Genomic DNA, 17309 nt, shown 5'->3' on the forward strand with positions numbered 1-17309 from the left:
GAGCGAGACAGGGAGCGCGCCGGAAACAGGCCAGGCGCAGGCGGCAGGCGCGAAGGGCTGAAGCAAGGCGTTTTCGCTCCTTTATCCGTAGCAATGGGTCCTAGTGGAACGAGCGCAAAACGGTATTTCGGCCTCTTGAATTTGCTCCTGTTTCTGATGCAATCCGGCAGGCGCTGCTCCCGCTGCCAGCGCCTGGCGCTTGCGGGCGGGCCGCAAGCCGCTTTCTACAGCGCGCGGCTGATGATGATTTTTTGCACGTCGCTGGTGCCTTCGTAGATTTGGCACACGCGCACGTCGCGGTAGATGCGCTCGACGGGAAAGTCTGCCGTCACGCCGTAGCCGCCCAGGGTCTGGATGGCGGTGGAGCACACGTGTTCTGCCGCTTCGCTGGCAAAGAGCTTGGCCATGGCAGCTTCTTTCAGGCAGGGCTGGCCTGCGTCGCGCAGGGCGGCGGCGTGCCAGATGAGCTGGCGGGCCGCTTCCAGGCGCGTGGCGCAGTCAGCCAGGCGGAAGGCCACGGCCTGGTGCTCGAAGATGGGCACGCCGAAGGCTTCGCGCTCCTTGGCGTAGCGGATGGCGAACTCCAGCGCGCTGCGCGCCATGCCCACGCTTTGCGAGGCGATGCCGATGCGCCCGCCTTCAAGGGCGGACAGGGCGATCTTGTAGCCCTCGCCTTCTTCGCCAATGCGGTTCTGGCCGGGAATGCGGCAGTCTTGCAGCAGGATTTGCGCGGTGTCGCTGCTGTGCTGGCCCAGCTTGCGCTCCAGGCCAGCCACTTTCCAGCCCGGGTTGCTGGTGGGCACGATGAAGGCGCTCAGGCCCTTTTTGCCTGCGTTTTTGTCGGTGACGGCGATGACGATGGCGGCCTGGCCGTTCTGGCCGCTGGTGATGAATTGCTTGACGCCGTTGAGCGCGTATTCGCCGCCTTCGCGCGTGGCGGTGGTGCGCACGGCCGATGCGTCGCTGCCCGCGTGCGGCTCGGTCAGGCAGAAAGCGCCCAGGATGTCGCCGCGCGCGGCGGGAACCAGCCATTGCTGTTTTTGCGCCTGTGTGCCGTATTTCATGAGGATGGCGTTGTAGGGGCAGTTGGTCACGCTGATGGCGGTGCTGGTGCCGCCGTCGCCTGCGGCGATTTCTTCGAGCACGAGCGAGAGCGTCAGGTAGTCCAGCCCCGCGCCGCCGTACTCTTCGGGCACGCAGATGCCGTAGCAGCCCAGCGCGGCCAGGCCCTTGTGGGCCTGCCGGGGAAAGGTGTGATCGCGGTCCCACTGGGCGGCATGGGGCCAGAGTTCTTCCTGCGCGAAGGCGCGCACGGCGTCGCGGATCATTTTCTGGTCTTGCGTCAGCAGCATGGCTGGTCTCCTGGGTTGGTTGGGGGAAGGCGTTTTTTATGGGCGGCGCGCGCGCCTGGCAATGCCTGCAAACCCTGCCTTCGCGCCTACCATCAGGGCCGCATGCCGCACGCTTGCGCAGTGATCGCGCAGCGCTTGCGTGTCCGCGCATTCGAGAACTTGAGGAGAGTCCGGAAAATGAGCTTGTTTCAATGGCAGCCGCGCCCCATGCAAGCGCTGCAAGGCGGCGGCGTGATTGCGCCCGATGAGCGCCTGCCCTGGCCGCAGACGGCGGCAATGGGGGTGCAGCACGTAATCGCCATGTTCGGCGCAACGGTGCTGGCGCCCATCCTCATGGGTTTTGACCCGAACGTCGCCATTCTCATGAGCGGCATGGGCACGCTGCTGTTCTACCTGGTCACGGGCGGGCGGGTGCCGAGCTATCTGGGTTCGTCATTTGCCTTCATCGGCGTGGTGATTGCGGCCACGGGCTACGGCGGGCAGGGGCCGAATGCGCAGATGGCCGTGGCGCTGGGCGGCATCATGGCCTGCGGCGTCATTTACATGCTGCTGGGCGCGCTGGTGCAGGCCGTGGGCGCAGGCTGGATCGAGCGGCTGATGCCGCCGGTGGTCACCGGCTCGGTGGTGGCCGTGATCGGCCTGAACCTGGCGCGCGTGCCCATCAAGAACATGGCGCCCACGCCGTTTGACGCCTGGATGCAGGCGGCCACTTTCCTGTGCGTGGCGCTCATTGCGGTGTTTGCGCGCGGCATGCTCCAGCGCCTGCTCATCCTGGCCGGGCTGCTGGCGGCCACGGCGCTGTATGCCGTGCTGACCAACGGGCTGGGGCTGGGCGCGCCCATAGACACATCGGGCATCGCCGCCGCGCCCTGGCTGGGGCTGCCCCGGCTGGCAGCGCCAGCGTTTGACCCCAACGCCATCGCCCTCATCGCGCCGGTGGCGCTCATTCTGGTGGTGGAAAACCTGGGCCACCTCAAGGCCGTGGCGGCCATGACGGGCCGCAGCATGGACGCCCACATGGGCCGCGCCTTCATGGGCGACGGGCTGGCCACCATCCTCAGCGCCGCGTCAGGCGGCACGGGCGTGACCACGTATGCCGAAAACATTGGCGTGATGGCCGCCACGCGCATCTATTCCACCGCCGTGTTCGTCGTGGCCGCATGCATGGCGCTGCTGCTGGGGTTTTCGCCCAAGTTCGGCGCGCTCATTCAGGCCATTCCGCCTGCGGTGATGGGCGGCGTTTCCATCGTGGTGTTTGGCCTCATCACGGTGGCCGGGGCGCGCATCTGGGTGGAAAACAAGGTGAATTTCGCCGACAGCGCCAATTTGCTGACGGCGGCCATCACGCTGGTGCTGGGCACGGGCGATTTCACGCTGGGTTTTGGCCGCTTCGAGCTGGGCGGCATTGGCACGGCCACTTTCGGCGCGATCTTGCTGCACGCGCTGCTGCGCCGGGGGCGGCGCGGCCTGACGGCCAGGTAAGAGGGCGTGTGCGGCGGCAAACCGCCGTCCGCGCGCGAGCAACAAAAAAGGCAGCGCGAGGCTGCCTTTTTTGCGGAGATTCGCGGAAAGAGCGCGTCCGCTTTTCAGCGGGCCACCTTGCCGTAGCGGTTGCGGAATTTCTCGACGCGCCCGCCCATGTTGTCCACCGACTTTTGCGTGCCGGTGTAGAAGGGATGCGATTCGCTGGAAGTGTCGAGCTTGAACAGGGGCAGTTCGCGGCCATCGTCCATCTTCACGGTTTCCTTGGTGTTCACGCAGGAGCGGGTGACGAATTTGAAGCCGTTGGACAGGTCCACGAAGCAGACTTCGCGGTATTCGGGGTGGATGCCTTCGCGCATGGATGTTTCCTTTGGGCTGATGCGGCAGCCACGCTGGCCCATCCAGCGCACTTGCCGCGAAAAAACGGGGGATTCTAGGGTTTTGGGGCTGTCTGGCAAGCCGCTTCTGAAAAAGAAGCAAATTCAGGGCCGCCTGAATGCGCTTTCCCGCAATGAATACGGGGACGTTTTGCTATGAATCAAGGAGCTAATCTGACCGGGCGGGGCGTTAGCCGCCCCGGCGCATCATGTCGAAGAACTCGACATTGGTTTTGGTGGCCTTCATGCTCTTGATGATCATCTCCATAGCCTCGATTTCGTCCATGTTGTACATGAACTGGCGCAGGATGCGGGTTTTTTGCAGCACGTCAGGCGACAGCAGCAGCTCTTCGCGGCGGGTGCCGCTGCGGTTGAGCTGGATGCTGGGGAACACGCGCTTTTCATAGAGGCGCCGGTCCAGATGGATTTCACTGTTGCCGGTGCCCTTGAACTCTTCAAAAATGACTTCGTCCATGCGGCTGCCGGTGTCGATCAGCGCGGTGGCGATGATGGTGAGCGAGCCGCCTTCTTCCACGTTGCGCGCCGCGCCCAGAAAGCGCTTGGGGCGGTGCAGCGCGTTGGCGTCCACGCCGCCGGTGAGCACTTTGCCGCTGGAGGGCACCACGTTGTTGTAGGCGCGGGCCAGGCGGGTGATGGAGTCCAGCAGGATGACCACGTCTTTTTTCAGCTCGACCAGGCGTTTGGCGCGCTCGATCACCATTTCGGCCACGTGCACGTGGCGCGAGGCCGGTTCGTCAAACGTGGAGGCGATGACTTCGGCCTTGACGGAGCGCTGCATGTCCGTGACTTCTTCGGGGCGCTCGTCCACCAGCAGCACCATCATGTGGCTGTCGGGGTAGTTGGTGCTGATGGCGTGGGCGATGGTTTGCATCATCACCGTTTTGCCGCTCTTGGGCGGAGCCACGATGAGGGCGCGCTGGCCTTTGCCGATGGGGGCGATCACGTCGATGATGCGGCCCGTGATGTTTTCCTCGCCCTTGAAGTTGTCGCGCTCCAGCCGCATCAGCTCCTTCGGAAAGAGCGGCGTGAGGTTCTCGAACATGATCTTGTGCTTGTTCTGCTCGGGCGGCAGGCCATTGACCTTGTCGAGCTTGGTCAGCGCGAAATAGCGTTCGCCGTCCTTGGGGATGCGCACCTCGCCTTCGATCATGTCGCCCGTGTGCAGGTTGAAGCGGCGCACCTGGCTGGGGCTGATGTAGATGTCGTCCGTGCTGGCGGTGTAGCTGGTGTCGGGGCTGCGCAGAAAGCCGAAGCCGTCGGGCAGGATTTCCAGCACGCCGTCGGCAAAAACCTGCTCGCCGGCGCGGGCGCGCTTTTTGATGATGGCGAACATCAGCTCCTGCTTGCGCATGCGGCCGGTGTTTTCGATTTCCAGTGCCTCGGCCTGCTTGAGCACTTCGGAGACGTGCAGGGCCTTGAGTTCGTTCAGGTGCATGGAACCAGTCTGGCAGTGATTTCAGCCCGCAAGGCAGGCTGCGTGGGTTGCAAAAGAAGAAAGGGAAAGGGCGCGGCGCAATGGCGCGGGGAAAGGGCTGCGCAAACCTGAACCGGTTGCGGCCCTGGCTCCAGTGGCGGCAGGCGTTGCTGGCCTGCTTTTGCCGCTTGCGGCGCGCAAGAAGCGCGCGGCGCGCCAGCCAGGCGCCTGGCTGGCAAGGGGCGGATTATTGCAGGAAAACCCAAAAGAAAAAGGCATGCGCCGCAACGGGCCGCATGCCTTCTGGAGGTGGCGCAAAAGCGCCAAGAGTCAGACGTGCTGATCCACCAGCGCCGTCATCTGCGCCTTGGTCATGGCGCCGACTTTGGTGGCGGCCAGCTGGCCGTTTTTGAAGACCATGAGTGTGGGAATGCCGCGAATGCCAAAACGCGCGGGCGTGGCGGTGTTTTCGTCGATGTTCATCTTCACGATCTGCAACTTGCCTTCGTAGGCGGCGGCCAGTTCGTCCAGCGCGGGGGCGATGGACCGGCACGGGCCGCACCATTCAGCCCAGAAGTCCAGCAGCACGGGCTTGTCGGACTGGAGAACGTCGGCTTCAAACGAGGCGTCGCTGGTGTGCTTGATGAGTGCGCTTGCCATGAGAAAAGGCTCCTGTGTAACGATAAAGTCATTCTATTTTTGCAGAAACTTTCACGGCCCGTCTGCGGCCTCTTGCACAGCTCCTTGCCATGAACGGCATTGCTTTTCCTCCTGATTCTTCCCTCGGCGCCCCCCCCGGTCTGCCCGCCCTGGCCCTCTGGCGCGAGGCGCTGGCGCGTGTGCGAGAGCACCTGGACGTATGCAAGGCGCATCCGGCCCGCAGCGTGGTGCTGCTGCCCTTCGCGCAGCTGCTGCCGGTGGCGCAAAGCCAGTGGGCCGCGCTGTATCCCGATGGTTTTGCGCCGCACTTCGAAACCACGCACACCTGGGCGCAGCGCCTGGCCTGCTTCACGCCCGGCCCGTATGACATCAGTTTCAGCGCCGCGCGCGACGCGCTCACTGCCCGCGACCTGCTGGAAAGCGCGCGCATGGCGCTGCCGCGTGATGCTGCCCGCGACGCCTTCACGCCCTTGCTGGTGCAGGCAGCCCTGCAAGCGGCTCCGCTGGCCGCCGCCGTGCCTTCGCGCCAGCGGGCGGACTGGGGCCGCTGGGCCGCCGAGGCCGTGCCCGCGCCGTCTGATGGCTGGCTGGCGCACGAAAACGCCCTGATGCGCCTGGCCCTGCAATGGGCCGCCGCCAGCGACTACGCCACCGACGTGCTTTTTGCTGCGCGCACGCTGGAGCAAACGGATGCGCTCATTGCCTTTCATGGCGCGCAGGCCGACGAGCTGACCGGCTCGCTCATTGACTTTTTCACCCCTGAAAAAGCCATTTCCCTGCCGCTGCCCGCGCCGCCCGCGCCAGAGGCTTCATCCGCCGCAGAGCGCATTCGCCTGCACTCCGTGCCGGATGCAGAAAGCGAAGCCCGGCGCGCCGCCGCTTGCGTGCTGGCGCACCTGGCCGCCGGGCGCGCCCCCGTGGCCCTGGCCAGCAGCGACCGCGCTCTCATGCGCCGCGTGCGCGCCTTGCTGGGCGACCGCCTGAACGTGCGCGACGAAACGGGCTGGAAGCTCTCCACCACCCAGTCCGCCGCCATCCTCATGGCCGCCCTGCATGCCTGCGCCCGCCAGGCCAGCAGCGACGACGTGCTGGCCTGGCTCAAGCTCGCCCCCGCCGCCAGCGCCTGGCCCGCGCGCGCCGTGCCCGAGCTGGAAGTCTATCTGCGCCGCCATGCCGTGAGCCAGTGGCCCCAGAGCCTGCCGGAAGACGCGCCGCCCCATCTGGAGCAGGCCCTGCAAGCCATCCATGCCGCGCGCGCCGCCTGCCAGACCCCGCGCGCCCTGTCCGCTTGGCTGACGGCCCTGCGCGATCTGCTGCAAGCCGCTGGCCAGTGGGAGCCGCTGGCGCAAGACGCCGCTGGCGCGCGCGTGCTGGAGACGCTTTTGCTGACAGATGCCGACGCCCTGCACGAGCTGCCCGCCGCCCGCCAGCGCCTGAGCCTGCCCGCCTTCACCGCCTGGGCGGCTGACGCGCTGGAAGCCGCCAGCTTCATTCCGCCTGCCGCGCCCCAGCCCGATCTCATCTTGCTGCCGCTGGCGCAAGTCATGGGCCGGCCGCTTGCCGCGCTGGTGCTGCCCGGCTGCGATGAAAACCACCTGCCCCTGGCCCCCGAGCCGCCCGGCTTGTGGACGCCGCCGCAGCGCGCCCACTTGCGCCTGCCCACGCAAGCTGCGCAGCAGGCCGCCCAGCAAACCGCCTGGCAGCACGCCCTGGCCGTGCCTTGTGTGGACCTGCTCTGGCGGCAAGGCGACGAGCGCGGCCAGCCCCTGCTTGCCAGCCCGCTGGTGCGCCATCTCGCGCTGCAACTGGGGCTGAATGAAACGGCAGACGATCCCTGCTCCACCCGCGCCATTGACCCCGCGCCCACGCCGCGCCCCGCGCCGCAAGGCAGCGCCCTGCCGGTTGCCACGCTCTCGGCCAGCGCCTATGGCGACTTGCGCGCCTGCCCCTACCGCTTTTTCGCCCTGCGCCAGCTCAATCTGAAGGAAGCGCCCGAACTCGATGCCGGGCCTGACAAACGCGACTTCGGCAACTGGCTGCACGCCACGCTCCACCACTTTCATGAGCGCCTGAAAGCCAACCCGAAAGCGGATCGCCCCGCCCGCGCCGCCTGGCTGGATGAAGCCGCCCAGGCCGTCACGCAAGAAAAAGCCCTGTCAGAAAGCGACTTTTTGCCTTTCTCCGCCCAGTGGCCCGCCTTGCGCGAGAGCTATCTGGACTGGCTGACGGAGCATGAAAAGCAAGGCCATCACTACGAGCGCGGCGAAGAAGATGCCGCCGCCGCCCTCGGCCCCGTCACCCTGCAAGGCCGAATTGACCGTATCGACCGTATCGACCGCATCGACAGCGCCCCCGGCCAGCCCCCCCGGCGCCTGCTGCTGGACTACAAAACCGAAAGCCTGGACCGCACCAAGAGCCGCGTGAAAGACGCCGAAGACATCCAGCTGCCCTTTTACGCCGCCTTGCTGCCCGATGACGAAGTGCAGGCCGCCTACCTCAGCGTCAGCGAACGCGCGCCTGTCCAGACCGTCGATCAGCCCAGCCTCACCGCCTTGCGGGACGCCCTTGTGGAAGGCGTTTCGCACGACATGCGCGCCATCGCCGCTGGCGCGCCCTTGCCGGCGCTTGGCGAAGGCAGCGCCTGCACCTGGTGCGCCGCGCGCGGCCTGTGCCGCCGCGATTTCTGGAGCGAAGCGCCCGCCCCGCCCCGGCCATAGCCGCCCGCCGGAGCGGGCTGCGGCCGTTACGGATCGATGGCGTCCATCCAGGCAAAAAGCTCATCCAGGTCGTAGTCGCCGCCGTGGGGGCGCTCCCAGGACAGGGCGAAGTCCACGACGTAGCTGCGGTTTTGCAGGGTAAGGGCGAGGATGGCGGGAATGGCCAGCGACATGTCGCTGTCCTTGCTGCCCTGGCGTATGCGCCAGTAGCGCGCCGTCCAGCTGCCCGCCCAGCCGGCGTAGCTCATGGCGTTCATCTGGCGCACTGTGGCCTTGTCGGCGCGCTGCGTCTGGCCTTCGGGCGCGTGCTCGGCGGAATAGGCGGTGAAGTGGCGCTTGTCATGGCGGGCGTCGCCGAAAAGCTGGTTTTCGCCGCTGGACAGGTCCAGCGCGTCAAACGCGGGCGGCGTTTTCATGCGGCCCAGGTGGCGCAGGTAGCGCTCAAAGTCCAGCCCGGTCACTTCCCCGTCCTTGATTTGCAGCCAGCCGAAGGACGAAAGGTTCTGCCCTTCATTCAGCGCCTTCTGCGCCGAGGCGGTCACGAGCGCGGCCAGGTAGCGGCGGAAGGTGCCTTGGCCCTCGGCGTCCAGCGTCAGCAGGCGGCCGTAGGCGTTCCTGAGGCCCAGGCTGTTGAGATAGGGCGCGAAAGTGGAGGCCAGCGCGGCGGAAACGGCCTTTTGCTCCGCATTGAGCGTGCCTGCCACGGTCTTGCGCTGCACCTTGTAGTCGAGCATCGAGATGTCGATTTTTTTGTAATCGTCGATGCCCCTGAACTGCCACTCGTAGGCCGCATCGGCGTGCTCCAGATTGGTGATGGGGCAGTAGGCGGAGACGGCGAAGATGTGATCGCGCTCCTCGGCTGCGCCCGCCTCCTTCAGGGCGGCGGCGTAATCGTCATGGTTGCCGCTGGCGCCCAGCAGGGCCGAAAGCGCACCGCCCGCGCTCGTGCCGTTGGAGATGATTTTGTCGGCGTCGCCGGGCATGCGCGAGTCGTTGTAGCGCAGCCAGCGCACGGCGGCTTTCAGATCAACGATGGCCGCCGGGGCCTTGCCGCTGGCCTGCGTGCGCCCGCGCGCGCCGGGCGAAGCCACCACGTAGCCCTTCACCAGCGCCATGGCAATGGCGTTGGGCGCATCGCTTCTGGCTCCGCCGTCCATGCCGCGCGCCGCTGGCGTGCCGGGCTTGGCGGGCATGTAGCCGCCAATCTGGTTGGGCAGGAAGATGGGCGCGGTCTTGGCGTCGTAGCGCCCCACCTGGCCGCCGTTGAAATAAGCCTCCGGAATGTAGATGTTCATCACCTGATAGTCGCTTTGCGCAGGGCGGCTCACGTAAGGCACGCCCTCCCAGGCGCGCACCGTCACGCTTTGCCCGCCCGCGCTCACCTGCTGCGTGGTGTAGCGCCCGGCGTCAAACACCAGCGGATCGGCCGCAGGCGCGACAGAAGCAACTGGACCGGCAATGGCCTCCGGCGGCTGCCGCAGATCGCCCGCAGGCGCGGAAGAAGCCGGAGGAGCGCTCTGGCAGGCGGCCAGCGCCAAAGCGGCCAGCGGCGCAAAAAGGAAGGGCAGGCGGAGCATGGAAGCATCCTTTCAGGGTTGGGCAGACAAAAAGACGCAGGCAAGACCGCACCTTGCCGCGCCTTGCACGCATGGCAAGGGCCGCAAACCGCGCACAGACAGCCCAGGCCATGCATGAGGCAGACTCTATATAGCTCCTGTATCAATAGCATGATGTCCTAGTGAAATAAGCGCAGAAGCCCTTTTCAGCCCCTTCAAATTTGCTTCTGTTTTTGATGCACCGGATCGGCCATCCCGGGCGGCCAGCGCGCCAGGCGGGCGCCGGGCCATGCGAAGCGCAGCGCCCTGCCGGGGCCTTCCTAGAATCGCCGCGCACTACAAAGGCTTTTGTCACATGTTCAGCTTTTTCCGCCGCAAGAAAACCGAAGCCGGGCCTGAAGCCGGGCCTGAAGCCGGCGCATCTTCCGCAGATGCCCCCGCAGATGCAGCCCCGGCTGCGCCCGCGCCTGAGCCGGAACCGGCCGGGCCGGCCCCGGGCTGGCTGGCCCGCCTGCGCGGCGGCCTGACGGGCGCGGCCCCGGCATCGCCCGCCTCCCCCGCCGCGCCATCACAAGCGCAAGAAAGCGCGCCGCCCGCTGAAACCGCCGCGCCTCAAGTCTCGCCAGTCACGCCTGCCGCGCCTGCTGAAGCGCCGCCCGCAGCCGCCGCCTCTGCGCCCCCCGCCCCCGCTCCGGCGGCCCCNCCAGCGCCAGCAGCAACAGCACGACGGCGCCGATCCAGGCCAGGGTGGCGGGCATGTCGAGCTGGGCGCGGCTGGAGGCCAGGGCCGCGCCCACGCCGTCGGATGAAGCCAGCAGCTCGGCCATGACGACCACGCGCCAGGAGCTGCCCAGCGCCACGATCCAGGCCGGAAAGAGGTAGGAGATGACGTGGGGCAGGTAGATGTCGGTCACGCGCATGTGCCAGGGCAGGGCGAAAACTTGCGAGAGATCGCGCCAGCGCTGCTCCAGCGTGCGCGCGCCCTGCATGCCGCCCGCGAAAACAACAGGAAAGCTGGCGATGAAGACGGTGAAAACGGGCGTGCCGTCGCCCGTGCCGAACCAGAGCATGGCCAGCACCAGCCAGGCGATGGGCGGCGTGCCCAGCAGCACCGTGACCCAGGGGCGGGCCATCATGGAAGCCGTCATGGAAACGCCGGCGGCCACGCCCGCCACGCTGCCCAGGCCCACGGCCAGCGCCAGCCCGGCCAGCGCGCGGCGGGCGGAGATGGTCAGGGTGGGCCACAGCGGCCCGCCGCTGGCGGCGAACTGGCGCAGGGTGTCCGCCGTTTCCAGCGGGGTGGGCAGCACCAGCGGGCCATACAGGCCCGCGAGAAATTCCCACAGGGCCACGAGCAGCAACAGGCTGGCAATGGCCCCCCAGCCGCCCCACAGGTAGCCAGGCAAGGCGGCCAGCCAGGAGCGCAGCAGCGTCATGAAGCCAAAGCAGCCGGAGCCGACGCCGCTGCCGGGGGCTGGTAATAAAAGGCGTCATCCGGCAGCTTGCCGCCAATCAGGCCGGGCTGCATTTGCGCGAGCTGCTGATAGAAAAACTCCAGCTCGGGGCGGGCCTGGCTGGCGGACACGAGTTCGGCCTTGTCCACGCGCATGGCGTCGGCCACGGCTTCGGGCGTGAGCGTGTCGATGTGCTTGACCACCATCTTTCCGCACTCTTCAGGATGGGCCTTGCACCACTGGATGGCTTCGGCGTGCGCCTGCTGAAAGCGCTTGATGAGCGCGGCGTTGCCCAGCTGCCCGCCCAGCATGGCGATGCCCGCCTGCGGAATGCGCGGCGCGCGCCCCAGCAGGCGGCCCCATTCGGCCTGAATGTCGATGCCGCGATGCAGCTCCGGCGCAATGATGCTGACCGGAAAGGAGCCGCTTTTGCGCAGGCCCATCGAGACGGCCGGCTCGGCCAGCAGGGCGTTGTCGGTGCGGCGCATGAGCAGCAGCTGCATGGCTTCCATCGGCGTGGCCACGTAGCGCAGCTTCACGTCCTTGTCGGGGTCCATGCCCGCCTTTTGCGCCAGCAGGCGGAAGGTGCAGTCGGGCATGTCGCCCTTGAAGTGCATCGTGAGTTCCTGGCCCTTGAGGTCTTCAATGCGCTTGATGTTGGCGTCGCGCGTGAGCACCCACAGGATGCCCCAGATGGTGATGCTCAAAAGCTTCAGAGGCACGCCCTTGTTGTAGAGATTGGCGGGCACGTTGCTGGGCATGGCCAAAAAATCGGCCGACTTGTTCACGGCCATGGCGCGCAGCTGGTCGGGGCTTTTCCAGGAGACGAACTCCACTTGCTCGGCCACATCGGCCAGCGCCCCGCTTTCGGCCATGCGGATGAGCGGGTAGGACACGGTGGCGAACGGCCCGGCCAGCGTGAGTTTGGGAATGCGCCGGGCCGGTGTTGCAGCGGGTGTCGCGGCAGGTTGTTGCGCAAAAGCGGGCAGGGCCAGCGCCGCGCCAGCGGCCAGCAGGCGGCGGCGGCTGAGTTTTGGGGGGGTCATGGTGCGTGCCTCGTTAAAAAAAATCAGAACTTCAGAACCAGTCCAGAGCCTGGCCGCGGAGGGAGAAAGCGCCAGCCGGGCGCAGCCCGGACTTGACGCGCTTACTCCTTCTTTGAGAGCAAATTCAGGGCCTCAAAAATGCCCGTCTCGCACATTTCCGCAGGACCTCATGCTATTTGATCCATAGCGAAATAAGCGATGGCTTTGGAGCGGTTTGGGCCGCCTGCGGACAGGTTTTCAGAACTTGCCTTCCCACGATACGCCAAAGCTGCGGCCCGGCGCTTTCACCTCCATGCCTGGCAGGCCCTCGGCCAGGTGCTCGTGGTAGCGCTTGTCACCCACGTTCCTGATGGCAAAGCGCAGCGACTGCTGCGGGGCAAAGCGCCAGGTGGCGCCGATGTCCACCACGCCGTAGCCGGCCGTGGCGTCTTCCGTGCCGCGCGCAAAACGCGTGGCCACGCGGCTTTGGCGGCGCACCAGGCGCACGCCCGCATCGGCCGACCAGGCGGGGGTCAAGCGCCCTTCCCAGGCCAGCGAAAGCTCGTCGGCGGGCATCTGGAACAGCGGCTCGTCATAGTCGCCATTCGTGCCGCGAATGCGCGTGTAGGCCGCTTGCAGCCAGTGGCCGGGCAGCATCTGCCAGCGCAGGCCCGCCTCAAAGCCGGTGAGGGTGGCGTGGCCCAGGTTCACCGTTTGCATGCAGTAGCGCGCCTGCTGCGCGCCGCAGGCGGCCACGGCGGCCGGGCCGGAAAGCTGCATGCCCGTGATGTAGTCGGAAATGCGGGTGCGGAAAGCGGCGACCTGGTAGCTGAGCTTGTCGCTTTCGCCCTTGAGGCCCAGCTCGAACTGCGTGGCCGTTTCGGGCTTGATTTGCGGGCTGCCCGCGTAATAAAAGCCGTTGCTGCGCGCGCCGGACTGGTAGCGCTCGCGCAAATCTGCCGCGCGGAAGGCGCGCGAGAGGCTGGCGTAGGGGCGCAGCAGGGGCGCGGCCTCGTACATCACGCCCAGGCTGGCGGAGGTGGCGCCGTCGCTGCGGTCCAGCCCCCGGGTGACGCTGCGGTTTTTCATGCTGGCGGCGCTGCCCTTGACGCGGTCATAGCGCAGGCCCGCCAGCACATTCAGCTTGCCAAAGCGCATGTCGTCTTGCAGATACAGGCCCGTGGCCTGCACGCGGCCATGCGTGAAAGGCAGGTTGGGAACGAACTGCGTGAACTGCGGCGGGCGGCCCTGGCGGCTGTCGGGGCTGGCGGCCATGCGCCAGGCGTTCAGGCCGAAGGAAAGCAGATGCTGCGGGTGCGCCAGCCAGTCGGCGCGCGCATCCAGCCCGTTGGTGGCGAACGTCACGTCGTTGGTGATGATGTCGCGCCCCAGGCGCGAAGAGCGCACGTAGATGGTGCGGTGCATTTCCTGCCGGTAAATGCGCGCGTCCACATTCAGCGGATGGCTGCCCGCGCCCTTGCGGCTGTAGCCCACTTCATACAGGCGGCGCGTCTGGCGCGGCGAGTGGGTGGTGATGGCGCCCACGGCGGGCAGCGGGTGCGGGCGCGTCGCGCCGGGGTACCACACGTCGTCATCGCGGTGCTGCTGCACCGACACGCGCAGCTGCTGCGCGCCATCCAGCCGGTAGCGGTACTGACCGATGAACGCGCCCGAGTCATAGCCCGTGTGCGCAACGCGGCCGCGCGGCTCCTTGTAATCCTTGTTGCGCGCCAGCGAAGCGCCCAGCATCAGCGCGTGATCGCCCTGGCTGAAGTTACCCACGCCCGCGCCGCGCAAGCCCCGGCTGGCCGAGTCATAGCCCGCGCTGGCATGGAACTTCACGCCCGGCTCAAAGCGCGCCTGCGGCAGCCGCACATTGACCGCGCCGCCCAAAGCGCCCGTGCCATACAGCACCGAAGCCGGGCCTTTCACCACTTCCACGCGATCGGCCAGCCCCAGCGACATGAACGAGGCCACGGCCCCCGCTGGCTGCGCGGAGTTGAGCCGCATGCCATCGACCAGCAGCACCACGCTGTCGCGCTTGAGGCCGCGAATCACCGGATTCATGCCCTGCGCGCCATCCAGCGAAACGGCCAGCCCCGGCTCGCCGCGCACGGCCTCGCCCACATTGCGCGCCTGCTTGCGCGACAAGTCTTCGCGCGTGAGCACTGTGGTGGCAATGGGCGTTTCGGCGGCATCGGCCGCGTAGCCCTTGGCCGTGACGGTGACAGTGGCCAGGCTGGCGTCATCCGACGTCTCAGGCGGGCGGTTTTCCTGCGCGTTCGGTGCGCTTTGCGCGTGAACATGCGCGGCCAGCAGGGCGGCTGCGGCCAGGGCGATACGGGAAGGGCGGTTCATCTCGGTCGTACTCCTCATCAAACAAAGCAAATTACTTAAAGTTTATTGAAACTGTTGCGCAATGGCAATGATTTGTATCAACAGCATCAGGGTCTTGAATGCACAAAAACGCTCGAGCAAGGCCACAAAGCAAGGATTAGCAGCAATTCCCATTCATAATCGCGCCCTCTCACGCCTGCCGCAGACGTGAAAGGCGGGCCAATGGCCTGTTGCGCAAGGCGCACAAAATTTCCAAAACCACATGGGCGAGCTGGTTTTTAATTAAAACGATTCTTGTTTGGTGTACACTCCCGCCCATCGACGCGATTGATGCCGCGCGCATCAGCCCAGTCATCCAGATCATCGTGGGAGACATCGGGGCAGCCAGCCTTGATGTCGTTTAGCTAGCCAGTGGCTCCGGCGTGCCGGTTTCAGTTAGCCAAGCTTTTTTTGCCAGGGGCGCTCTCCAGAGCGCCCTTTGTCGTTTCTGGGCGTCATATCCGGGCGCAGCTTTTTCCCACTTCTCCACTTCTCTTTTCCCGGAACGATTCCAAGCGCCTGTCCGCTCCATCCCGCTCTCTGCCCGTGGCGCCCTGCTTTTCTGCACCGTTTGCCACTGCGGGCCGCGCTCATTCCCGGCAGGAGCCAGCCACGCCAGCCAGCAAGCCCCAGCGCGAAGTGGCGCGAAAAGCGCGGTTTCGGAAGCTCTTGTGGCGCGCAAATCCTCGCTGGTCACTACACCCCTCTGCGGTTTGCGTCTTGCGCTCATTGCGACCGGCTCCCTTTTCTCTCGCAGCCAGACCTTGAACCTGTTCTGAAATTCAAAAACTTCCGAATTGGCTGTGCCAGATATTGCGCCAGCGCCTTTTCAATGCGACACGCTGGCACCCTGCGGCGTCGGCATGCCTATGTGAAATCACGCATCCATAGACGGCAAATTGCAGAAGCCGGCCCGCCTGATGTTATCGTCACTCTTTTTCAACTCCAGGAAAAGGCCATGAAAAAACTACTGACCGCAGCGTTGCTTGCTCCATTGACCGCTTTCGCACACGGCATCTGGATCAGCCCGCATTACGGCGAGATGGGCATCGTCTATGGCATGGGCTATGCCGACGACGCCTACGCGCCGCAGAAAGTGCGCTTTGTCAAAGGCTATACCGCAAACTTCAAGCCAGCCAGCGTGGAAATAAAAACCCATGAAAAGCACAGCACCGTGCAGGCTGCCGCCGATGCCGCCGTTCTCACTGCATTTTTCGATAACGGCTACTGGGAAAAAGACCCGAATGGCAAATGGAAGGAAGTGGAAAAAAGCGCCATCAGCAAACCTGCCGATACATCCACCTCGCTCAAATACAACATTACCCTTCTGAAGCCATATCAGGGCCGCATGCAGCCTTTTGACCTGCCTGCACAAATCATTCCCGGCATTGACCCTTCCACGCTGAAGCAGGGCGAATCACTGCCCGTGACTGTTTATGTCGAAGGCAAGCCGCAGGCGGGCATAGAAATCACCGCTGATTACATCAATGATTTCGCCAACCGCGTGAAAACAGATGAAAAGGGGCAGGCCGTTCTGACTGTGCGCAACGCAGGCCATAATGTGGTGGCCGCGCTGATCAATCACCCCACGCCGCAAAATGAACACGCGCATTTGCAGCGCAATGTCGCCACTTTGTCTTTCAAATCGGCCAAATAATCTTCTTCGACTGTGAGAACGCCATGCTCCCGTGGCGTTTTCGCTCCCCCGCCATTTCAGTTCATTCGCCAGGCAAGCAGGCGATGAATGAGTGGCGCGCGGGGCCGGTTTTATAGCGCTGAAAGAGCAGGCATTTTGCTCCTTTATCCATAGCATAGGGTCCTAGTGGAATTTGCGCTGAACGGCATTCAGACCCCGCCAAATTTGCTCATGTTTTTGCGCCCTCTCAGCCTGCGGACTGCCTGAGGGCGTCAGTGGAGAAGCATCACTGCCCCATCACCAGCGGCACGCCTGCAAAGGGCTTGCCCACAGTTTCAGGGAAAGTCTCTTCGTCAAAGACGATGTCGCCATTTTCGTCGGCCACGCCGGTGGTTTTCAGGTTTTTGAAGTCAAACAGGCTGGCATCCATCAAATGCGATGGAACGGCGTTTTGCAGCGCGGTGAACATGGTTTCCAGGCGGCCCGGGTATTTTTTGTCCCATTCGCGCAGCATTTGGCCGACCATTTTGCGCTGCATGTTTTCCTGGCTGCCGCACAAATTGCAGGGAATAATGGGAAACTGCCGGTGCTCGGCCCAGCGGATCAAATCATTTTCAGCCACATAGGCCAATGGGCGGATCACGATGAATTCGCCATTATCACTGGTGAGTTTGGGCGGCATGCCCTTGAGTTTGCCGCCGAAAAACATGTTCAGGAAAAAGGTTTGCAGCATGTCGTCGCGGTGGTGGCCCAGCGCGATTTTGTTGCAGCCCAGGCGGCGCGCCACGCTGTAGAGAATGCCCCGGCGCAGGCGCGAACACAGGCTGCAAGTGGTTTTGCCCTCGGGGATTTTGGCTTTGACGATGCTGTAGGTGTCTTGCGCTTCAATATGGAAAGGCACGCCCGCCTGCGTGAGCCAGGCGGGCAATACTTCTTCGGGAAAACCGGGCTGCTTCTGGTCCAGATTGACGGCCACCAGCTCAAATGGCACGGGCGCGCGCTGGCGCAGTTTCATCAGAATATCGAGCAGGCCGTAGCTGTCTTTGCCGCCTGACATGCAAACCATGACGCGGTCGCCTTTTTCAATCATGTTGAAATCGCCGATGGCCTGGCCTACCTGGCGGCAAAGGCGTTTTTCGAGCTTGTTGGCTTCAAAAGCCTGTTTGTCGTGGGAATTCATTTTGTCCTTGTGCATGAAAACGGATTGCAACGGGGCGGGCGAATATAGCGAAAAAGCCT

The 17309-nt window shown here is 65.1% G+C and carries 12 protein-coding genes; 3 read left to right on the forward strand and 9 right to left on the reverse strand.

Features of this window, described 5'->3' with window-relative positions; translation table 11 throughout:
- Window positions 1-224 precede the first annotated feature (224 nt).
- Window positions 225-1352, reverse strand: coding sequence for an acyl-CoA dehydrogenase family protein (locus C1720_RS03800; RefSeq protein WP_050715515.1), 1128 nt, complete (start codon window positions 1350-1352; stop codon window positions 225-227).
- Window positions 1353-1529: 177 nt separating this feature from the next.
- Between C1720_RS03800 and C1720_RS03805 the strand changes: the two genes are divergently transcribed.
- Window positions 1530-2834 (forward strand): solute carrier family 23 protein, encoded by a 1305-nt coding sequence (locus C1720_RS03805; RefSeq protein ID WP_050715514.1) that lies wholly within the window; start codon window positions 1530-1532, stop codon window positions 2832-2834.
- Between the two features lie 104 nt (window positions 2835-2938).
- Here the strand turns inward: C1720_RS03805 and C1720_RS03810 are convergent, their stop codons facing one another.
- The 3 genes from C1720_RS03810 to trxA all read right to left on the reverse strand — a co-directional run bounded on the left by C1720_RS03810 (window position 2939) and on the right by trxA (window position 5306).
- Window positions 2939-3193, reverse strand: a complete 255-nt coding sequence (locus C1720_RS03810) for a type B 50S ribosomal protein L31 (RefSeq protein WP_050716503.1) — start codon at window positions 3191-3193, stop codon at window positions 2939-2941.
- Between the two features lie 208 nt (window positions 3194-3401).
- On the reverse strand, window positions 3402-4667 hold the full coding sequence (rho, locus tag C1720_RS03815; RefSeq protein WP_102283291.1) for a transcription termination factor Rho: 1266 nt from the start codon (window positions 4665-4667) through the stop codon (window positions 3402-3404).
- Window positions 4668-4976: 309 nt separating this feature from the next.
- Complete coding sequence (gene trxA, locus C1720_RS03820) at window positions 4977-5306, reverse strand: thioredoxin TrxA (protein WP_102283292.1); 330 nt, start codon at window positions 5304-5306, stop codon at window positions 4977-4979.
- A gap of 89 nt (window positions 5307-5395) precedes the next feature.
- Between trxA and C1720_RS03825 the strand changes: the two genes are divergently transcribed.
- Window positions 5396-8023 carry a PD-(D/E)XK nuclease family protein gene (locus tag C1720_RS03825; protein ID WP_102283293.1) on the forward strand — a complete coding sequence of 876 codons (2628 nt, stop codon included), beginning with the start codon at window positions 5396-5398 and terminating at the stop codon, window positions 8021-8023.
- A 26-nt stretch (window positions 8024-8049) separates the two neighbouring features.
- On the opposite strand, the gene C1720_RS03830 is transcribed toward C1720_RS03825, so the two are convergent.
- The 4 genes from C1720_RS03830 to C1720_RS03845 form a co-directional block, all read right to left on the reverse strand.
- A complete protein-coding gene (locus tag C1720_RS03830; RefSeq protein ID WP_102283294.1) occupies window positions 8050-9600 on the reverse strand; it encodes a subtype B tannase in 1551 nt (516 codons plus the stop codon).
- A 605-nt stretch (window positions 9601-10205) separates the two neighbouring features.
- Window positions 10206-11015, reverse strand: coding sequence for an ABC transporter permease (locus C1720_RS03835; RefSeq protein WP_102283295.1), 810 nt, complete (start codon window positions 11013-11015; stop codon window positions 10206-10208).
- The gene (locus C1720_RS03840; protein ID WP_102283296.1) at window positions 11012-12079 is read right to left on the reverse strand and encodes an ABC transporter substrate-binding protein; all 1068 of its coding nucleotides are present in this window, start codon (window positions 12077-12079) and stop codon (window positions 11012-11014) included. Before C1720_RS03840 ends, C1720_RS03835 begins: the two co-directional genes overlap by 4 nt.
- A gap of 237 nt (window positions 12080-12316) precedes the next feature.
- On the reverse strand, window positions 12317-14416 hold the full coding sequence (locus C1720_RS03845; protein ID WP_102283297.1) for a TonB-dependent receptor: 2100 nt from the start codon (window positions 14414-14416) through the stop codon (window positions 12317-12319).
- Between the two features lie 457 nt (window positions 14417-14873).
- Between C1720_RS03845 and C1720_RS03850 the strand changes: the two genes are divergently transcribed.
- Complete coding sequence (locus C1720_RS03850; RefSeq protein WP_146006853.1) at window positions 14874-16091, forward strand: DUF4198 domain-containing protein; 1218 nt, start codon at window positions 14874-14876, stop codon at window positions 16089-16091.
- Window positions 16092-16356: 265 nt separating this feature from the next.
- Here C1720_RS03850 and ttcA read toward each other — a convergent pair whose 3' ends face one another.
- Window positions 16357-17250 carry a tRNA 2-thiocytidine(32) synthetase TtcA gene (ttcA, locus tag C1720_RS03855; protein WP_233199795.1) on the reverse strand — a complete coding sequence of 298 codons (894 nt, stop codon included), beginning with the start codon at window positions 17248-17250 and terminating at the stop codon, window positions 16357-16359.
- Window positions 17251-17309: the final 59 nt, after the last annotated feature.

The organism is Ottowia massiliensis, from assembly GCF_900240305.1.
GTDB lineage: Bacteria > Pseudomonadota > Gammaproteobacteria > Burkholderiales > Burkholderiaceae_C > Ottowia > Ottowia massiliensis.